Origin of the sequence: Shewanella sp. MEBiC00475 (assembly GCF_005234075.1) — a bacterium.
Classification (GTDB): domain Bacteria; phylum Pseudomonadota; class Gammaproteobacteria; order Enterobacterales; family Shewanellaceae; genus Shewanella; species Shewanella polaris.
This window is the reverse complement of record NZ_CP039928.1, coordinates 637565-655669: the sequence shown is the minus strand read 5'-3', so window position 1 is coordinate 655669 and position 18105 is coordinate 637565. Positions and strand designations below refer to the sequence as shown.

Below are 18105 nucleotides of genomic sequence, written 5' to 3'. Positions count from 1 at the left end.
GATTTAATATACTCGCCCACAATAGTGGGTGTTTTTTTGATTTAATGTGTCAGTAACCTTGAAGCATTAAAATTTACCCTCATAACTATAGAAACTAAACAAGTCAGACTGTTTATCTGGCAAGGTGATTTATGAAATTTGAATTAGACACAACGGACGGTCGTGCACGTCGCGGACGACTTATTTTTGATCGTGGCACTGTTGAAACGCCAGCATTTATGCCAGTGGGAACATACGGTACGGTAAAAGGCATGACACCTGAAGAAGTGCGAGCCACTGGCGCCGACATTTTATTGGGTAACACCTTCCATTTGTGGTTACGTCCAGGCGAAGAAATCATGCGTAAGCATGGTGACCTTCATGACTTTATGAACTGGCAGCGTCCGATTTTAACTGACTCGGGTGGATTCCAAGTATTCAGTTTGGGTGATATTCGTAAAATCACTGAAGAAGGTGTGCATTTCCGTTCACCGATTAATGGTGAAAAGATTTTCTTAGACCCAGAAAAATCAATGCAAATTCAGGATTCATTAGGATCTGACGTAGTGATGATTTTTGATGAATGTACTCCGTACCCAGCAACACATGATGAAGCGCGTAAGTCGATGCAAATGTCACTTCGTTGGGCTAAACGTTCACGTGATGAATTTGACCGCTTAGAAAATCCAAATTCTTTGTTTGGTATTATTCAAGGTGGCGTGTTTGAAGATTTACGTGACGAGAGTGTAAAGGGTCTTGTAGATATTGGTTTTGATGGTTATGCCGTAGGTGGCTTAGCTGTGGGTGAGCCTAAAGCAGATATGCACCGCATTTTAGAGCATGTTTGCCCGCAAATTCCTGCGGATAAGCCACGTTATTTAATGGGCGTAGGTAAACCTGAAGATTTAGTTGAAGGGGTGCGCCGTGGTGTCGATATGTTTGATTGTGTGATGCCAACGCGAAATGCCCGTAATGGCCATTTATTTACCAGTGAAGGTGTGATTAAAATTCGCAATGCACGTCATCGTGATGACACTGCAACATTAGATGCTAAGTGTGATTGTTACACTTGTAAAAACTATTCACGTGCTTATTTGTACCATTTAGATCGTTGCAATGAAATTTTAGGTGCACGTTTAAACACCATTCATAATTTACGTTATTACCAAATGTTGATGGAAGGTTTGCGTGGCGCAATTGAGACAGGTACATTAGACACCTTTGTTAAGGAGTTCTACACCAGTCTTGGTCGTGAAGTACCTGAGTTAATCGTTTAATTTTAGCTAATAAGAAGAGAGAACTATGTTTATTTCAAATGCATATGCAAGTCCAATCAGTGGTGCAGCCGGTGGCGAAACCATGCAGTTAGTCTTCATGCTCGTCATGTTTGGATTAATTTTTTACTTCATGATTTTCCGTCCACAGTCAAAGCGTGTTAAAGAGCACAAAAACCTAATGGCATCGATTTCAAAAGGTGATGAAGTGTTAACTAGTGGTGGCATTCTTGGTAAAGTGACCAAAATTGGTGACGAAAGTGATTATGTATTATTAGCCATTAATGATAACAACCAAATCACGATTAAAAAGGATTATATCGCAGCGGTATTGCCTAAAGGTTCTATCCAGTCGTTATAAGCCAAGAGGGCTATTGTGTGTTAAATAAATACCCAATGTGGAAAAATATCATGGTGATGCTTGTCATCGCCATTGGTAGTTTTTATGCAATTCCAAATTTGTTTGGTGAAGACCATGCGGTGCAAATTGTCGCAACTCGTGGTGCAGAAGTTACGGCATCGACTCAAACGTCTGTGGTTGATTTATTAAAGGCTCAGGGTATTGCTGTAAAGCGTGCAGAGCTCGAAAATGGTCAATTATTAGTTCGCGTGCAAAACCCAGAGCAGCAGCTGGTGGCCAAAGAGGCTATCGCTGAACTGCTTGGTCAAAAATATACCGTGGCATTGAACTTAGCACCGGCAACCCCTGAATGGCTTGAAGCTGTTGGTGGGTCGCCGATGAAATTAGGTTTAGATTTACGTGGTGGAGTTCATTTCTTAATGGAAGTGGATATGGGCGAAGCAGTCCGTAAAATGGAAGAAGCTAAAATAGCTGATTTCAGAAGCCAGCTTCGTGAAGAAAAAATTCGTTATGCTGGTATTCGTAAAACGCCAAACGGAATTGCGATTAAGTTTCGAGATGCTGAAACGGTTGACCAAGCTGAGACTTATTTAAAAACTCGCAGCAATGACATGACATACACCGATGCAAGTAGCGGTGATGAGTTTATGCTTCTTGCTACTATGAGTGATGCTTATCTTAAGCAAATTAAGGAAGAAGCATTACAACAAAACATTACCACCATTCGTAACCGTGTAAACGAGTTGGGTGTAGCTGAGCCGGTAGTACAACGCCAAGGCGCCGAGCGTATTATTGTTGAGCTGCCCGGAGTACAAGACACTGCTCGTGCAAAAGAAATTTTAGGCGCTACGGCATCGATTGAATTTCGTATGGTTGATGACAAAGCTGACGTAAGTGCTGCTGCAAGTGGTCGTGTCCCTCCTGGTGATGAAGTATATCAACGTCGTGAAGGCGGAATTGCAGTATTGAAGAAGGAAGTGATGCTAACGGGTGATCATATCACTGGTGCTCAACCTACTTTTGATCAATATAGCCGTCCTCAGGTCGCTATTAATCTTGATTCAAAAGGCGGCTCAATATTCTCTAACGTCACCAAAGATAATATCGGTAAACCAATGGCAACATTGTTTATCGAATATAAAGATAGCGGTACACGCAATCCTGATGGCACAGTGAAAATGACTCGGATTGAAGAAGTTATTTCTGTTGCAACTATCCAAGCTCGTTTAGGCCGTAACTTTGTGATTACCGGTCTAGAACACACTGAAGCACAAAGCTTAGCGTTACTGTTACGTGCGGGTGCGTTGATTGCGCCAGTAACGATTGTTGAAGAAAGAACCATTGGTCCAAGCCTAGGTGCTGAAAACATTCAAAATGGTGTTCAAGCGATGGTTTGGGGTATGGTTGTCGTATTAATCTTCATGATGATTTATTACCGTGCATTTGGTTTTATTGCCAATCTTGCATTGATGGCTAACCTCATCATGGTTGTTGGTGTGATGTCTATGATCCCAGGTGCGGTGTTAACCTTACCGGGTATTGCCGGCATGGTGCTAACAGTGGGTATGGCTGTTGATGGTAACGTGCTTATTTTTGAGCGTATTCGCGAAGAGCTACTTGCTGGTCGCAGCGTTCAACAAGCTATCCATGAAGGTTATGGTAATGCGTTTTCAACGATTGCCGATGCTAACATCACCACCTTTATGACCGCGTTAATTTTATTTGCTGTCGGTACCGGTGCGGTGAAAGGCTTTGCTGTTACCTTAATGATAGGTATCGCGACTTCGATGTTTACAGCCATAGTTGGCACTCGCTCAATCGTGAATGCGGTTTGGGGTGGTAAGCGCGTTAAGTCTTTGTCTATCTAAGGGAGAAGTTGAATATGTTGCAGATATTTTCAGTAAAGAACACCGTCGACTTCCTTCGTCATGCACTTCCTATTAGTGTTATGTCGTTGATCTTAGTTATTGCTTCTTTTGTGTCGTTAGGCGTCCAAGGTATTAACTGGGGATTAGACTTTACCGGTGGTACGGTTGTTGAAATGGAGTTTTCAGCTCCAGTCGACTTAAATGCTTTACGTGCAACAATGACGACAGATGAAGCAGAAGGTGCAGTGGTACAGAACTTTGGTTCAAGCCGCGACATTTTAGTTCGTCTACCCGTCAGAAATGAGCTAAAAAGCGATGTGCAGGTTGCGGCAGTATTAACTGCAGCCCAGTCAATTGATTCAGGCGTGATTCAAAAACGTGTTGAATTTGTTGGGCCACAAGTCGGTAAGGAATTAGCTGAGCAGGGTGGCTTAGCGGTTATTGTTGCCTTAATTTGTATTCTTATCTATGTATCCTTTCGTTTTGAATGGCGCTTAGCTGCAGGTTCTGTTGCCGCGTTAGCACATGACGTTATTGTAACCTTAGGGGTATTTTCGGTATTACAGCTTGAGTTTGACTTGACCGTATTGGCAGGTTTATTAACGGTTGTGGGTTACTCACTTAACGATACTATCGTAGTGTATGACCGTATCCGTGAAAACTTCCTTAAAATGCGTAAAGCTACTCCAGTAGAGATTGTAAATACCTCAATCACTCAGACTATGAGTCGTACTGTTATTACCACAGGTACTACATTAATTACCGTTATAGCGCTGTTTTTAAAAGGCGGCACAATGATCCATGGCTTTGCAACTGCATTGTTATTAGGTATTTTTGTTGGTACATACTCATCGATTTATGTGGCAAGTTATTTAGCCATTAAATTGGGTATTAACCGTGAGCATATGTTACCAGTAGAGATTGAGAAAGAAGGTGCAGATCAACCTTCAATGATGCCTTAATAGGTATTATTAATCTTAATCACTAAAAAGAAACCCCAGCTTGCTGGGGTTTCTTTTTATGGCTAAGTTAACTTCTTTTGTTCTGCTAAATGCACTTCACAGGCAGCAATTAACGTTTTGTACCATTGAGTTTGTGGATCGATTATCAGAGCTTCCCATCCATCACTGCCGAGTATTTCAATAGCGTTTAAAATCAGTGAAGTTAACGTCATAGTGCCAGACACTCTAAATGTACCTACATTCGTCTCCAAACGAGAAATAGTTATCTTAGTCATGATCTAAGGTAATGAGGTATTCAGCTTGGCCGTTTTCAGTTGATGTAAACTCACCGTGACCAATAAATTGATGCAAGTTTTCGGTACCCGAGTCAGCGATTATATTGAACTGGCTTTGGGCAACACCTTGTGAAAGTACCCCATTATGTTGTAACACTATGGTGCCAGCTATTTCTGGCGTGTTTATGGTTAAGTACTCCATTCCAACAAATACCGCAGCCTCCCCATTTTGATATGACATTACATAGCGAATTTGAGCTGAACCATTGATATCACCAGAATAAGTTTGAGTAATTTCAGCAATGGTTTGTTTGCTGTTATTGTCGTGTTCAGCATAAGTCGATTCATTCCAAGCTGTGATTTGAAATACACCTTTTAAGACTATTTTTGTCATGTAGAAACCCGCTTATAATGTTATTAAATGCGAATAGCTTGTATATAGTTAACATAACCATTGTCTATGGCAAATGTCCAACTTATAAACAAGACTCGACAGATTTTGATAGAGGAAGTAGGATAAAACAAATTTGCCAGCAAGAGCAATGCAGTAGGATAACGCATGGAACAACGAAAAGTATTATTGGCCGGTGGTAATCTACTGCAGGCTCACACATGGAAAGGGTTACTTGAAACCAGCGGCATTGAAGTTGATCTTAAAGGCGAGGCACTCATTGGTGGTGTCGGCGGTTTGCCTATAGAAATGCAGACGGTCGAGTTATGGGTAGCAAATAATCAACTTGTCGCTGCGCAAACGTTACTTGATGCACTCGATATCGAGCAACCTCAATGGCAATGTGTTCAATGCCATGAAATTAACGAAGGAAGTTTTGAATTGTGTTGGCAATGCAGTTCCCCAAAAAGTGAAATGCATAATGAATAAGCACTTGGATAAGATCGTTTTTAGTCAACCAGTGTGAGCATATAAATAATTTTGTGAAACCACTTTTAAGTTTATGACGTATTGGATACTTAATGTGTCACGGATGAGTGACGTTACCTATCTTAAGGAAGTATTATGCAAGCATCACCAGCATTCGCTAGTTTGGTTGATTCTGTTTTACCCCATGTAACTTTGTTAACGATTGAACAATATCAACAACAAGATCAATGGCAATTAATTGATGTACGAGAAGATAGCGAGTGGTTACAAGGACATTTACCTAATGCAAAACACCTCAGTCGTGGCATTATTGAACGTGATATAGAGCATCGTTTCCCAGATAAAAATACCCCAATATTACTTTATTGTGGAGCAGGTCAACGTGCAGCATTATCTGCCTATAACTTACAGCTTATGGGTTATACGCAAGTTGCCTCAATGATTGGTGGTTACCGTGCATGGATACAACATCAATTCCCTATCGTTGAAGACTGAGTAGGTTAATGCAATATTTCCCATTATTTGTTGATACTCAAGGTCTGCGGGTCTTATTGGTGGGTGCTGGTGAGGTTGCCACTCGTAAACTAGATCTGTTGTCTCGTACAGATGCTCATATTCATGTAATAGCACCAACGGTTGCCAACGATATTGAACATTATTATTCCCTAGGGCGCATTCAGTTGTCTCGCCGCGAAGTGCGCAGTGATGATATTGCCAATGTTGATATCATTTATCTTGCTACTGCCGATGAGCAATTGAACAAGGATTTTGCGCAATTGGCAACTGAGCGGGGGATTTGGGTGAATGTGGTCGATAGTCCTAAATTTTGTCGATTTATTACGCCTTCGATAGTGGATCGCGGTCGGTTAGTGGTTGCGATAAGTACCGCAGGTGCAGCGCCAGTTTTTGCGCGAACTATTCGTTCCCGCCTCGAGACAATGCTACCGTCATCGTTAGCCCCTCTGTTTGATTTTGTTGCCAGTAAACGCGAAGAAGTACAAAATAAATTGCTTGCTGGAAAAGATAGACGATTGTTTTGGGAGCGGTTTTTTACCATTAACCAAGATAAATTTGATTCGTCAACAGAACAGCGCTATCTAGAGGCCTTTGAAAACTTTGGTGTTAAGGGGGAAATCCTCTTGTTGACTGTGGATACGCCGGCACATTTACTCCCGATTGCTGCAATGCCTTTGTTACAGACGTTAGACGTGATCTACAGCGATAGTGCGCTGGATAGTGAGATTAATGAATTATTAAGGCGAGATGCAAACAGAGACGTTATTCCTTTATTAAGTGATATCACACATCAATATGAACAAGGAAGTCGTATGTTAATCGTTTCTTCTGTTGCTCAAATCGCTCAGTTCAGTGCACATTTCCCGATGGCAAAACATCTACGACCTGGCGCGATTTAAAGCGTTTTTCCAGATATTCTATTATGACGAGTCTACTTTGTAGTAGACTCGTTTTTTTATATTGTTTGGAACCCTTTATGGCTGCTAAAGCTACCGTTTTTAAAGTATCACTGCAGATTGCTGATATGGATCGTCATTATTATGCGGATCATCAATTTACCCTAGCACAACACCCATCTGAAACGGATACTCGTATGATGGTACGTTTACTGGCATTCGCTTTAAATGCATCGGATAGTTTAGTGTTTAGTAAAGGTTTATGCGTTGATGATGAAGCAGAGCTTTGGGACAAAAGCTTGAGTGGTGAAATAGATCTTTGGGTTGAGTTTGGTCAAGCGGACGAAAAGTGGCTCAGAAAAGCTTGTGGACGATCAAAGCAAGTCATTCTATATACTTATGGTGGCCGAAGTGTGCCTATTTGGTGGCAACAAAACCAGCAAGCATTCACCCGCTACGATAATTTAACCGTGATTAACTTTCCAGAAGAGGCGGTCAAACAAATGGAAGTTTTTGTTAGTCGTAACATGGCATTACAAGTCAGCATAAGTGAGGGGCAAGTGTGGCTATCTGATGCTAATGATAGTGTGTTGATCGAGCCTGAAATATTAAAGTAAGTAGCGGTCTGAACCATATTTATAACGACAATAAAGTGATTTCAACCTTAGTTTAGCAATGGTTAATTAAGTTTAATTAAATGGGTCTTGTACTAATAAAAACACAGGCAGATAATCAAATCAGATAGTAAACATCAAATGACTGACTAAATCATTAATATATATGATGTTTTATTTTTACGATAGTTATTGATTAAGGATGTTATTGTGAAGCAATTAGCCCTGTACCCAATTGAAAGAATTGATGAATTGACCTCGCCAGAAGCTCATGAAGACATTTCAATGCTTTCCTCGGCCATAAATGTGTTTACTGATTTCAAGAATGTGACTCCACAAGTTATCGAATCGAGTACATCAGCTGTTAACGTTGAACATTTAATGCAGAAGTCTCATGTGCGTCTAAAATTAGTGATCGATAATAAAAACAGGTTTATCGGCTTAATCAGTTTTGAGTCTTTACAAAATCAAGAGATATTAAAACGTGTTGCTGCGGGGCATCAGCGTGAACAGCTTACGGTTGCTGATTTTATGATCCCTAAGGAACAACTTAAAGCGATTGATTTTGACGATTTAAGTTATGCACGGATAGGTGATGTGATTGAGACATTGCAGTCAGCAGGGCAGCAGCATTGTTTAGTGTTAGATCGAGAAAATCATACTATTCGAGGCGTATTATCTGCTAATGATATTGCTCGCCGATTAAAGCTTGCCGTCGATGTAAGTACACCAAACTCTTTTGCATCAATATTTGACGTTATTACTAAAAATCAGCAACCTGTTGGACTGAAAGTACCATAATATTAAAGTTAACCCCCCATTAACTAATGAATAAAAAATAGCCACATTATGTGGCTATTTTTATGTTCAACCGAACTATATTATTGGAAGCTTAAACTCCAAGTATCGATATATCCGGTGTCTTGGTTGGCATTATCAACTGCTTTCAATGTCCATATACCACTTGACTCAACACCTGCCATATTAGCTGTGTAAGTCTGGGTTAGATTATCAGTACCACCACCAGTGTTGTTATGCAGTACAACAGTTTGGCCCGTAGGGCTAACTAACTGGATTTTTAAATCACCAATATAAGTATGAATAATTCCTATAGACACTGATACCGTTCCAGAATCACCACTGCGGCTAACCGTTATAGGACTAGTAATGCCAGTAGTGCTGTTGTCTGGGATCGTATAATTCCCAGTATTAGTGTAGCTAGCAGGGCCGCCTGTGTTGCTGCCACCAGTGCTACCAGCGGTGTAGTTAGCCACTAAACCTACACCATTAAATGCACTGTAACCTTGTACCATCACATAGTAGGTACCAGATTGAGGTGTTGCTATTGGGCAAGATTCAGCATTACCACTTTTCCATGGACGACAGTCGTAACTACTGCTGGTAGGAGATGCGCCATACTGTACATACAAGTCAGCATCACCTGTACCACCACTCATGGTGAAACTTAAATCACTTGCGCCTGCAGGAACGTCTAACGAGAAATATAACTCATCGTTTTTAGCACCAGCTAAAGCTGTTTTTGCCACACCGTTTTCAAGTACGCTGTCACCAGAACCTGTTCCCGGATCGGTTGGGCCATTACATGATTCGTCTAGGTAAGCTTTTGCTGCGGTTGCATTGACCATACCGTAACCTGTTTGGTTATCACGACCGGCAACGCTTAGGTCATCTGCTGTTGCATTCAATGCCGCACGTACTTCACTGGCGCTACATTCCGGGTGGTAACTCCACACCAATGTTGCTACCCCTGATACATGTGGTGTTGCCATTGAGGTACCATTGTAATATTCGTAATCTTCATTACCTTGGTTACTTACCGTAGCGGATTGGCCTATTTGGGCTTTAAGTGCCAGACCCGTAGCACGATCTACAGAGACAGAAGGAACGGTTATGTCACTATTAGCATCAACCAAAAATGGATTTTGTAAGCCAGGTAACGCACTATTACTGTAGACGATGATCCCAGATGCACCAGCATCTTTACAGGCCTTTGTTGAGTCTATTTCGGGATAGCTAGAACCTTGATTCCCAACACGTTCAACTAAACAAATTTTGTTGCTCATATTACCGCAGTTAAAGCTAGACCCACTCACGGTACATTCAGCCAGTGTGGCCGTAGCACTCGCGTTAATAGGTGCAGCAGTATAGCTGCTCCCTGATGGCGTTAAGCGGTTGTGCGGTACTACGCCATTGTTAAAGTATGATTGGCCACCAATGGTTATATCAGCTAAACGACCTTCGCCGACGGTTACCGTTGATAGAATTGCCTCACCGGGTCCCGAAATTTCAACTTGGTCTGTATACTGTGAAAAAGCAGCATGATCGAGATTGCTGTCAACTGCCGCAACAGACATAACGCTATCATAAGATGCTGGGTAGCTATAAGAACTGTCGCCAGCATTACCCGCCGCCGCAATTAATAACACTCCATTATTGTAATGAGCCGTTAATGCATTGCGCTCAGTGGTTGTTGAGCCACTGCCACCTAAGCTCATGGTGACAACGTTTGCGTTACCTGAATCAACACAGGTATCGATAGCGGCTACTAATGATGACGAGTAACCCCATCCTGCCTCATTAAATACTTTAACAACGTGAATATTGGCATTTTGATTAGGCATTACCCCAACAACACCTTCACTATTAGCAATAGCGGCAATGGTACCTGCTACATGAGTACCATGAGCATTATTATTACCTGGTTGATACCAGTTACCTGTGCCTGAATTATTGGTACCAGTTGCATTGTTACCGCTTAAATCATTGTGGCTACGGTCATAACCAGAATCAATAATACAGATAGTACGATTACCTGCTTGGCTGTCACTTAAGACGGTTGCACCAACAAAAGTTTGTCCCCAAGGCGTTGTCTCTGCGAGCAGTCTACGAGGCAAATCCTCTTCTACATATTCAACGTCTTGACGCAAACGCAATGCTTTAATCGAAGGCGAGTCGAGTTTCACCGAGTAACTATTACTACGACCAACACGTTTCATTTCTCGTGCTTTAACGCTATTTAACGCTCTATACTGAGTGAATACTTCATTTGAACGAGGTTCATAAGACATGCTATTGCTGTCTGTTTCTACATCTAAATTTTGTATTGCTGCACTACTACTCAATGTTTGTGCGGCATTGTCATTTCGAAATTTAACAATATAACGTTTAGGTAGGGGAGACTCTTGCTGAATCTGTTGGTTAGTTGCTGAGAGTTGAGAAGGGGCTGGTGCTGCGTTGACTTGAGTTGAAATAGCCAAAGCGAGTGCAGTCATGCTAAGCACGACAGCTGGGTTTTTATGATTTTTCATATTATCTTCCATGTTAATCAGGGGACGTAATGTCTTTTATAATTATGTTTTATTGATAAGCTTATTCTGCTTACCTGTTTAAAAGGTAATCAATAATTAACCGAATGTAAACATTAAGTTAATTATTTGTTGCTTGCGTAGCAGCGCGTTATTCTGTTTTATTTTGGATTTACAAATCGTTTTAGTGAATTTTACTTTTATTTTATTTTGTTAAAGTGGCTGATTAGTAATGCTTTATTTATTTGATGTAGTGATTTAGTTTAGTTTAGGTTCGAACGAATTAATCAGTTTTTACTAATGAACATTTTGTTAATGTAACTGAGTGTAGTTTTACAAAGTAGGAGGGGAAAAGTGTTTACGAAGAGAGAGGAAATAACTTATCAGTTTTATCACAGATAATAAAAAACCACCGATGGTGGTTTTTAGTATTATAGATTTAGTTGATGGCAGAGATTATCGTGACGACATTAATGTGTCTAAACCGCCAGCATTATAGGTTTTACTATACCCTTGCTTAACTAATGCATTTTGCGCCATTCCACTTCGACGTCCACTACGGCAATACAATACGACATCGGTATCTTTTGCTAAATTCAATTTCGCTAGTTGGGGCACTATTTGATCGAATGGGATATTAATTGCGCCATTAATATGACCCGCTGCAAACTCCTCTGCAGTACGGACATCAATTACCATATCCCCTTTATCTATTTTTTGCCAAGCCACATTTGGATCTTGTTCTACCACTTGTGCTGGTGAAATAAAAGATACTGCTAACATTGCAACTAATGCTAATAACTGACTGGATAATTTGGTAATCGAATTTTTTAACACAATTATTTCCTTGTTTCTATTTAGCTAATGCTATTTCAGCTGCTGTTTTAATGCCCATTTTTTTCATTACTATCGCAGCTGGACAAAAACCTGTAAATGCACTCTGAAATAGATTAGCGCCTACAAATACAGTAAGCCAGACAAAGTATGGGCTGACGGTTACTGTTAAGACTACGGACAATAAAACCATAAAACCACCAAAGGCTATAATACATCTTTCTAATGACATTTTTAACTTCCTATTGGGCTTTGCCCTGTTTGCAAAATAATATGTTAACTTTCTTTATTGATGTATTTATGTTTCATCACCGAAAAATACAACACCGGTATAACGACTAACGTTAAAATGGTTGAGATAAAAATCCCAAAAATTAAACTAATGGCCAAACCATTAAAAATGGGGTCATCTATAATAAATAACGCTCCAATTATTGCCGCTAATGCTGTTAACATAATGGGCTTTGCCCGTACCGCGCCAGAGTGGATAACAGCTTGCTCTAAGGGCACGCCTGCGGCTATTTGTTGATTAATGAAATCAACTAGCAATATTGAGTTTCGAACAATAATGCCGGCTAGCGCTATCATGCCTATCATAGAAGGCGCGGTGAATTGAGCGCCTAACAAAGCATGTCCTGGCATAACGCCGATAATAGTTAATGGAATTGGCGCCATGATAATGAGTGGCACAATATAAGATTTAAATTGACCCACTACGAGTAAGTAAATGGCGATCATGCCAACGGCATATGCAATACCCATATCGCGGAAGGTTTCATAAGTTATTTTCCATTCACCGTCCCATAAAATAGATACATCTGTTAATCCATCAGGCTGATTAACCAAGTTTTGTTGAATAGGATAGCTTGAGTCACCTTGTTCATTTTGTTGATTAATTTGACTAACCATGTCGAACATCCCATAAAGAGGGCTGCCTGTTGGGCCTGCCATATCAGCAATGACCATGATCATTGGCACCATGTTTTTATGAACAATCGGTGCATTAATAGTCTGTTGATGTACTTTTACTAATTCAGCCAATGGTACTGTGCTACCTGACTGACTCGGCAAACGTAATAGCAATACTTGTTTTAAGTCCAATTTAGCCGCTTCATCAAGCTGTAATCTTATCGGCGTGGGCTGCATTAACTGTTCTTGATGTAAATAATTGACATCCTTACCATCAACAGCAGTGCTGATAGCTTCCACGATACTGGCATAAGAAACCCCCATTAAACTGGCTTTATTACGGTCAATAATGACTTGCCATTTCTGTTGCTGTGCTGGCAGATAGATATCCATATCAACAACGTATTCAGTATCTTTGAAACGCTGTAACAAGTCATTGGCTGCTTGCTCACGTAACTCGGTGTTAGGTGCATAAACCTCGGCTACGATAGGGGACCAAACTGGCGGTCCTGGAGGCACTTCAACAATCTTGATATTGGCTTGATAGCGTAGACCAATTTGTTGCAATGGTTCGCGTACAGATGATGCAATCGTGTGACTGTCACGGTCGCGATGTTTCTTATCCACTAGATTAACTTGGATTTCTCCCAGCTCTTGGCTGCTACGTAAAAAATAATGTCGTACCAAACCATTAAAGTTCATTGGAGCATGTGTACCGGCGTACAACTGTAAATGCTCAACCTCTTCTACATTGCTGAGATATTGACTAAGATCTTGTAGTACTCTTTGTGTTTGCTCCACAGGAGTTCCTTCAGGCATGTCGACCATCACCTGAAACTCTGATTTATTATCAAAAGGCAGCATTTTTAATACCACAGCTTGCATTACAGGTAAGGCGGTAGCAAAGACAATCAATAATATGATCCCTAAAGCTAAGCCTTTACGTGCTTTTGGGGCATGTTCGCCGATTAAAAAAGGACTCATTATTCGCGTAAACAAACGTGTTAATCGATTGTCTTCTTCAACCGCAATGCCAGTATTTGTCGCTGCACTATTTGAACTAGATGACTTTTTATGAGGCTTAAGTAAATGGTTGCTTAACCAAGGCGTCATAATAAAGGCGATTAACAATGAAATAATCATCCCCATGCTGGCATTAATTGGAATTGGGCTCATGTATGGTCCCATTAGTCCTGATACAAATGCCATAGGTAATAACGCTGCAATTACCGTAAAGGTGGCTAATATTGTTGGTCCGCCCACCTCATCAACGGCATGAGGAATAAGTTCACCAATGGGTTTATCACTCATTGCCATATGTCGGTGAATATTCTCTACCACCACGATGGCATCATCGACCAAAATACCAATAGAGAAAATAAGTGCAAACAATGAAATCCGATTTAACGTAAATCCCCATGCCCAAGATGCAAACAGGGTAATGGCGAGAGTGATAATAATCGCAACACCGACCACGGCTGACTCGCGTAATCCCATGGCGAAAAACACCAAGAGCACAACTGCAGATGTAGCAAAAATCAGCTTGAATATAAGGGTGTTGGATTTATCTCCGGCTGTTTTACCGTAGTTTCGGGAGACTGCAACGTCAACATTATCTGGAATTAACACATTATCGACGGCATCGATTTTAGCTAACACAGCATTAGCAATATCAACGGCATTTTGACCGGCTTGTTTACCGATTGCGATAGTAACAGCAGGATAAGTGCCTTTATCTGTTACATGCCAAACGTGTTGTTTGGGGATATCGCTTTTAAGACTTACATTGGCAATATCAGATAAATATACTGCTTGAGGCAATGGAGTTTGTTCTGTAGTTGCCTCGGGTTGATTCACTTTGATTAATAGATTACTGACATCATCCGGAGTTTGTAAAAACTGACCCGTTTGCAGCTTAATTTCTTGATTATATTGCGTCATCGAACCGAGGGTCGACGCTTGGTTATTATTCTGCAGTGCGTTACTGATATCGGTAAATGTCACCCCGAAGCTGTTCATTTTCACCGGATCTATACGCACATTTAACACTATTTCATGGCCACCTTGGGTATAAATCTCTCGTGTACCCGGTATCCGTTTTAGTTCAGTTTCTAGACCTGATGCAACTAAGGTGAGTTGCTCTGCCGTCATGCTAGGGTCTTTAGACCAAAGCGTTAATCCTACTATTGGCACATCGTCAATGCCTCTGGGTTTGATTAACGGCTGACCAATACCTGCTGCATGATTAAACTTGTCGCTATTTGAGTAAAGTTGGTTATATAAATTAACCACGGCTTCATCTCGTGGAACCCCAACTTCAAAAATGGCAATAATGAGCGCGCCATCAGGCTGAGAAAAGGAGTAAAGCGTATCAATCCCTTTTATTTCAGAAATGATGCGTTCTGCTGGCAAGGTAACTTGATTCTCTACTTCTGTGGGTGTAGCACCAGGGTAGGGAATAAACACATCAGCAAAAGTGACATCAATTTGAGGTTCTTCTTCTTTTGGGGTGATGATTACGGCAAAAATACCGAGTAATAACCCCAAAATGGCTAACAAAGGTGTAATGGCATTATGTTGAAATGTCTTTGCTATGGAGCCAGAAATACCGAGTTTTTTTGAATCATTTGGTGTTGTCATCGGGGTTACTCCTGAGCTTGTGCTGCTGAGGAATTAATTAAATAACGGCCGGCGTCAATAACAATTTCGTCACCAACCATGAGGCCGGATAATACTTCTGCAGTATTATTTTTAGTATCAATTCGGCCTATACGCACTTGATTGAGTACTACCTTATCTGCATTTTTACGGTATACAGACGTCAAATCACTGACTTGGTGTATAGCTGATAGTGGGATCATTAAACTGGGTTCGCTAGGAATGTCTATTATAACTTTACTCCACTCACCAACAGTCACATTTTCGATGTTATTAGCATCAAGGTTGACTCTAACTTGATGTTGATGAGTCTGCGGATCGGCAAATTGGTATACGTTAATCTCTTTTGAAGTGATTTTATCTCCGTTGAACAATTGTACGGTTACTTGATCCTGTTGCTGCCATAGGGCTACGTCTTGTTGTGGTATTTGAAATACGACTCTGAGGTGTTGAGTATCGTAACCGGAAAATAACGCTTGGCCGTAGGATATCGTTTCACCTAATTCAATAAAACGTTGGGTCATTCGGCCACTAAAGGGCGCGCTAACGACAGTATAATTTAAGCTTTCTTTCGCCTTAATTAATAACGCTTGAGCTGCGCTGACGGCTTGTTTACTGGATTTTGCTTTGGCAGTGGCTTCATCCATTGCGCCTTTAGATATCGCTCCCTTTGGGAACAAAGTCTTATAACGGAGATATTGCGCTTGAGCCTCGCTGTTAAGGGCTTCTGCTTTTGCGAGTTCAGCTTCGGCACCCGCTAATCCAGCGCCTTGTTCTTTGTTGGTTATCTCTAATAATGCCGCACCTTGCGGAACAAGATCGTTCACATCAAACAAGATTTTTATTATTCGCCCTGAGGTTTGTGCCGACACCGTTGCTGCTTTAATTGCTTCAATTTTAGCATCGTAAAGTCGTGGTTGAAGTTGTTGGGAATATGCAAGTGTTAATGTTTTAACATCAGAGGCTTGTGCAGCACCGGGTAAAATGATTGAGGCTAAGATGGCACTGAAGAATAATTTTTTGGATAAGTGAGACATAGCGATAGCCTTGATTGATGTTCATAAGAAAATTCTAATGGACTTTAACCAGTTAAGCAACCGATAAATTGTAAAACTTTATAAATTAGAACATGTTGATATAAAAAGCCGCCAATTAAAGATAACCGGCGACTTAGTAGAATCCGTTTGGTTATTTAGCCCGTCGTGAGTGAGCGCAAAAAACAATAGATATTAATGTTTAAAAACAGCTAGTTAAAAGCTGTAGTTATATTGTACTGAGTAATAAACAGCATTTGAGCGGGTTTGAGCTGATATTTCACTATTATACCTAGCGACTTGTGCAAGAAGGTTACTATCTTCTAACACTGTCACATCTTCTCCGCGAACCAAAGCGACACCAAAATCAACGGTAGATTGTTGATTTAAATCGTAACTCACACCAGCGGTATACCAAGTTCGGTCAGAATCTGGGATAGATAAAGATGAATGCTGATCAACCACACCTTGGTCGGTTGCTAACCCTGCGCGTAAAGTCCAATCTTGGGTAAGATTATAAGTAGCGCCTAAACTTAAGAACCACGAATCTTTCCAGTGGTATTCTTTTAAATCAGCTTTGTCGACACCATTCTCGCCGTCTTTAACCACGATTTTGTCGAATGCACTCCAATTAGTCCATTGGGCCGTATAATGCACGGCAAATTTGTCTGTTAGCTGGTGGAAACCGGCAAACTGAGCAATATCAGCAAGTGGAATATCAATTTCATTGTATTCAGAATACAAGTAGTTCACATCACCTTTAGCTGTGAGTTTAGGGCTTATACGATAGCTTAAACCAAAGCGGTTATCTGGGTTGACTTCATAAACCACTCCGACAATCCCGCCTAATGCCCAACCATCAGCATCAACATCAACTAAGCTACCCAATTGCTCGTTAGTTCGAGTTAGGGTTCCGCTGGCATAAATAGCATCAATACCGAAACCAAAACTAAACTCATCATTTACTCGGTATGACATACTGGTATTGAAATTAATAGTAACCACTTCAGTGTTACCTAATAAATCAACTGGCGGTGGAAGTGCGACAGCATTACCGCTAATAGTAGGAGCTCTGTTTGACAAGTCACCTAAGTCAGTACCGGTACCATAGTTAGTGAATGCGGCAACCCCGAAAGCCATTTTGTCGTTAATGGGATTGATATAATAAAAATTTGGGATGAGTTTAGCTTCAGCCGCATCATGTTCACTACCAAAAACGACATCTTGTCCAGCAAAACTGCCTTCTATATCAGATACCGATACATCAATATCAGCATAAACGACGCCTAAAGATAGTGCTGTTTCATCAAAAAGAGCCATTGCTGCAGGATTTCGAGATAAAACTGAGGCGTTGTCAGCAATAACAGCATCACCAGCCATGGCACGACCAATACCAGTTGCGGATTGACTGTTTAACTGGAAACCAGCTGCAGACGTTTGTGCGCTGATTAAACCTACTGCAGCAGCAATGAGTGTCTTGTTGAATTTATTCATTATTATTTCCCATTTGTTATTACCGTTTTCGAGTTAATTTTAATCACTTTAGAGAGTTGACGGCAAAAATTTAGGGCATCTTAGGTAAGTGCGATCAATGTAACAACTCCGACCAGATGTTAGCTGTTGTTAACATTAAGTTAATTTAAGATCTTAATCGTGAAGTAGGTGTTTGATAGCGTGGCACTATATGTAAATTAGCGGCAGCACTAATGTGATAGTAAA

17 protein-coding genes are annotated in these 18105 nt (G+C 40.9%); 9 read left to right on the top strand and 8 right to left on the bottom strand.

Annotated elements, in window-relative coordinates; genetic code table 11:
• The first annotated feature begins 131 nt into the window (after nucleotides 1–131).
• The 4 genes from tgt to secF are packed head-to-tail and all read left to right on the top strand — an operon-like array spanning nucleotide 132 to nucleotide 4444.
• Entirely contained in the window at nucleotides 132–1256 is a 1125-nt protein-coding gene (gene tgt, locus FCN25_RS02845) for a tRNA guanosine(34) transglycosylase Tgt (protein ID WP_137221796.1), read from the top strand.
• A gap of 25 nt (nucleotides 1257–1281) precedes the next feature.
• Nucleotides 1282–1614 (top strand): preprotein translocase subunit YajC, encoded by a 333-nt coding sequence (yajC, locus tag FCN25_RS02840; RefSeq protein ID WP_137221794.1) that lies wholly within the window; start codon nucleotides 1282–1284, stop codon nucleotides 1612–1614.
• 17 nt (nucleotides 1615–1631) lie between these two features.
• On the top strand, nucleotides 1632–3482 hold the full coding sequence (gene secD / locus FCN25_RS02835) for a protein translocase subunit SecD (RefSeq protein ID WP_137221792.1): 1851 nt from the start codon (nucleotides 1632–1634) through the stop codon (nucleotides 3480–3482).
• Nucleotides 3483–3496: 14 nt separating this feature from the next.
• On the top strand, nucleotides 3497–4444 hold the full coding sequence (gene secF, locus FCN25_RS02830) for a protein translocase subunit SecF (RefSeq protein ID WP_137221790.1): 948 nt from the start codon (nucleotides 3497–3499) through the stop codon (nucleotides 4442–4444).
• A 62-nt stretch (nucleotides 4445–4506) separates the two neighbouring features.
• Here the strand turns inward: secF and FCN25_RS02825 are convergent, their stop codons facing one another.
• Both FCN25_RS02825 and FCN25_RS02820 read right to left on the bottom strand, forming a co-directional pair.
• Complete coding sequence (locus FCN25_RS02825) at nucleotides 4507–4719, bottom strand: hypothetical protein (protein WP_137221788.1); 213 nt, start codon at nucleotides 4717–4719, stop codon at nucleotides 4507–4509.
• Entirely contained in the window at nucleotides 4712–5113 is a 402-nt protein-coding gene (locus tag FCN25_RS02820; RefSeq protein ID WP_137221786.1) for a DUF3224 domain-containing protein, read from the bottom strand. Before FCN25_RS02820 ends, FCN25_RS02825 begins: the two co-directional genes overlap by 8 nt.
• Nucleotides 5114–5278: 165 nt before the next feature.
• On the opposite strand from FCN25_RS02820, the gene FCN25_RS02815 reads away from it, so the two are divergent.
• From FCN25_RS02815 to FCN25_RS02795, 5 genes are all read left to right on the top strand, one after another.
• Entirely contained in the window at nucleotides 5279–5599 is a 321-nt protein-coding gene (locus FCN25_RS02815; protein WP_137221784.1) for a DUF2007 domain-containing protein, read from the top strand.
• Nucleotides 5600–5734: 135 nt separating this feature from the next.
• The gene (locus FCN25_RS02810) at nucleotides 5735–6094 is read left to right on the top strand and encodes a rhodanese-like domain-containing protein (protein ID WP_137221782.1); all 360 of its coding nucleotides are present in this window, start codon (nucleotides 5735–5737) and stop codon (nucleotides 6092–6094) included.
• 8 nt (nucleotides 6095–6102) lie between these two features.
• Nucleotides 6103–7014: a bifunctional precorrin-2 dehydrogenase/sirohydrochlorin ferrochelatase gene (locus FCN25_RS02805; RefSeq protein WP_137221780.1), complete on the top strand. Its 912-nt coding sequence runs from the start codon at nucleotides 6103–6105 to the stop codon at nucleotides 7012–7014.
• A gap of 77 nt (nucleotides 7015–7091) precedes the next feature.
• On the top strand, nucleotides 7092–7628 hold the full coding sequence (locus FCN25_RS02800; protein WP_137221778.1) for a YaeQ family protein: 537 nt from the start codon (nucleotides 7092–7094) through the stop codon (nucleotides 7626–7628).
• 207 nt (nucleotides 7629–7835) lie between these two features.
• Complete coding sequence (locus FCN25_RS02795; RefSeq protein WP_137221776.1) at nucleotides 7836–8426, top strand: CBS domain-containing protein; 591 nt, start codon at nucleotides 7836–7838, stop codon at nucleotides 8424–8426.
• Between the two features lie 80 nt (nucleotides 8427–8506).
• Here FCN25_RS02795 and FCN25_RS02790 read toward each other — a convergent pair whose 3' ends face one another.
• The 6 genes from FCN25_RS02790 to FCN25_RS02765 all read right to left on the bottom strand — a co-directional run bounded on the left by FCN25_RS02790 (nucleotide 8507) and on the right by FCN25_RS02765 (nucleotide 17880).
• Nucleotides 8507–10954 (bottom strand): S8 family serine peptidase, encoded by a 2448-nt coding sequence (locus FCN25_RS02790; RefSeq protein ID WP_137221774.1) that lies wholly within the window; start codon nucleotides 10952–10954, stop codon nucleotides 8507–8509.
• Between the two features lie 453 nt (nucleotides 10955–11407).
• Nucleotides 11408–11734, bottom strand: coding sequence for a rhodanese-like domain-containing protein (locus FCN25_RS02785; protein ID WP_137227311.1), 327 nt, complete (start codon nucleotides 11732–11734; stop codon nucleotides 11408–11410).
• Between the two features lie 70 nt (nucleotides 11735–11804).
• Nucleotides 11805–12017 (bottom strand): DUF2892 domain-containing protein, encoded by a 213-nt coding sequence (locus FCN25_RS02780; protein ID WP_137221772.1) that lies wholly within the window; start codon nucleotides 12015–12017, stop codon nucleotides 11805–11807.
• Nucleotides 12018–12061: 44 nt separating this feature from the next.
• Nucleotides 12062–15334, bottom strand: coding sequence for an efflux RND transporter permease subunit (locus FCN25_RS02775; protein WP_137221770.1), 3273 nt, complete (start codon nucleotides 15332–15334; stop codon nucleotides 12062–12064).
• Between the two features lie 5 nt (nucleotides 15335–15339).
• On the bottom strand, nucleotides 15340–16389 hold the full coding sequence (locus FCN25_RS02770; RefSeq protein ID WP_137221768.1) for an efflux RND transporter periplasmic adaptor subunit: 1050 nt from the start codon (nucleotides 16387–16389) through the stop codon (nucleotides 15340–15342).
• Nucleotides 16390–16602: 213 nt separating this feature from the next.
• Nucleotides 16603–17880 (bottom strand): OmpP1/FadL family transporter, encoded by a 1278-nt coding sequence (locus tag FCN25_RS02765; protein ID WP_137221766.1) that lies wholly within the window; start codon nucleotides 17878–17880, stop codon nucleotides 16603–16605.
• Between the last annotated feature and the right edge of the window lie 225 nt (nucleotides 17881–18105).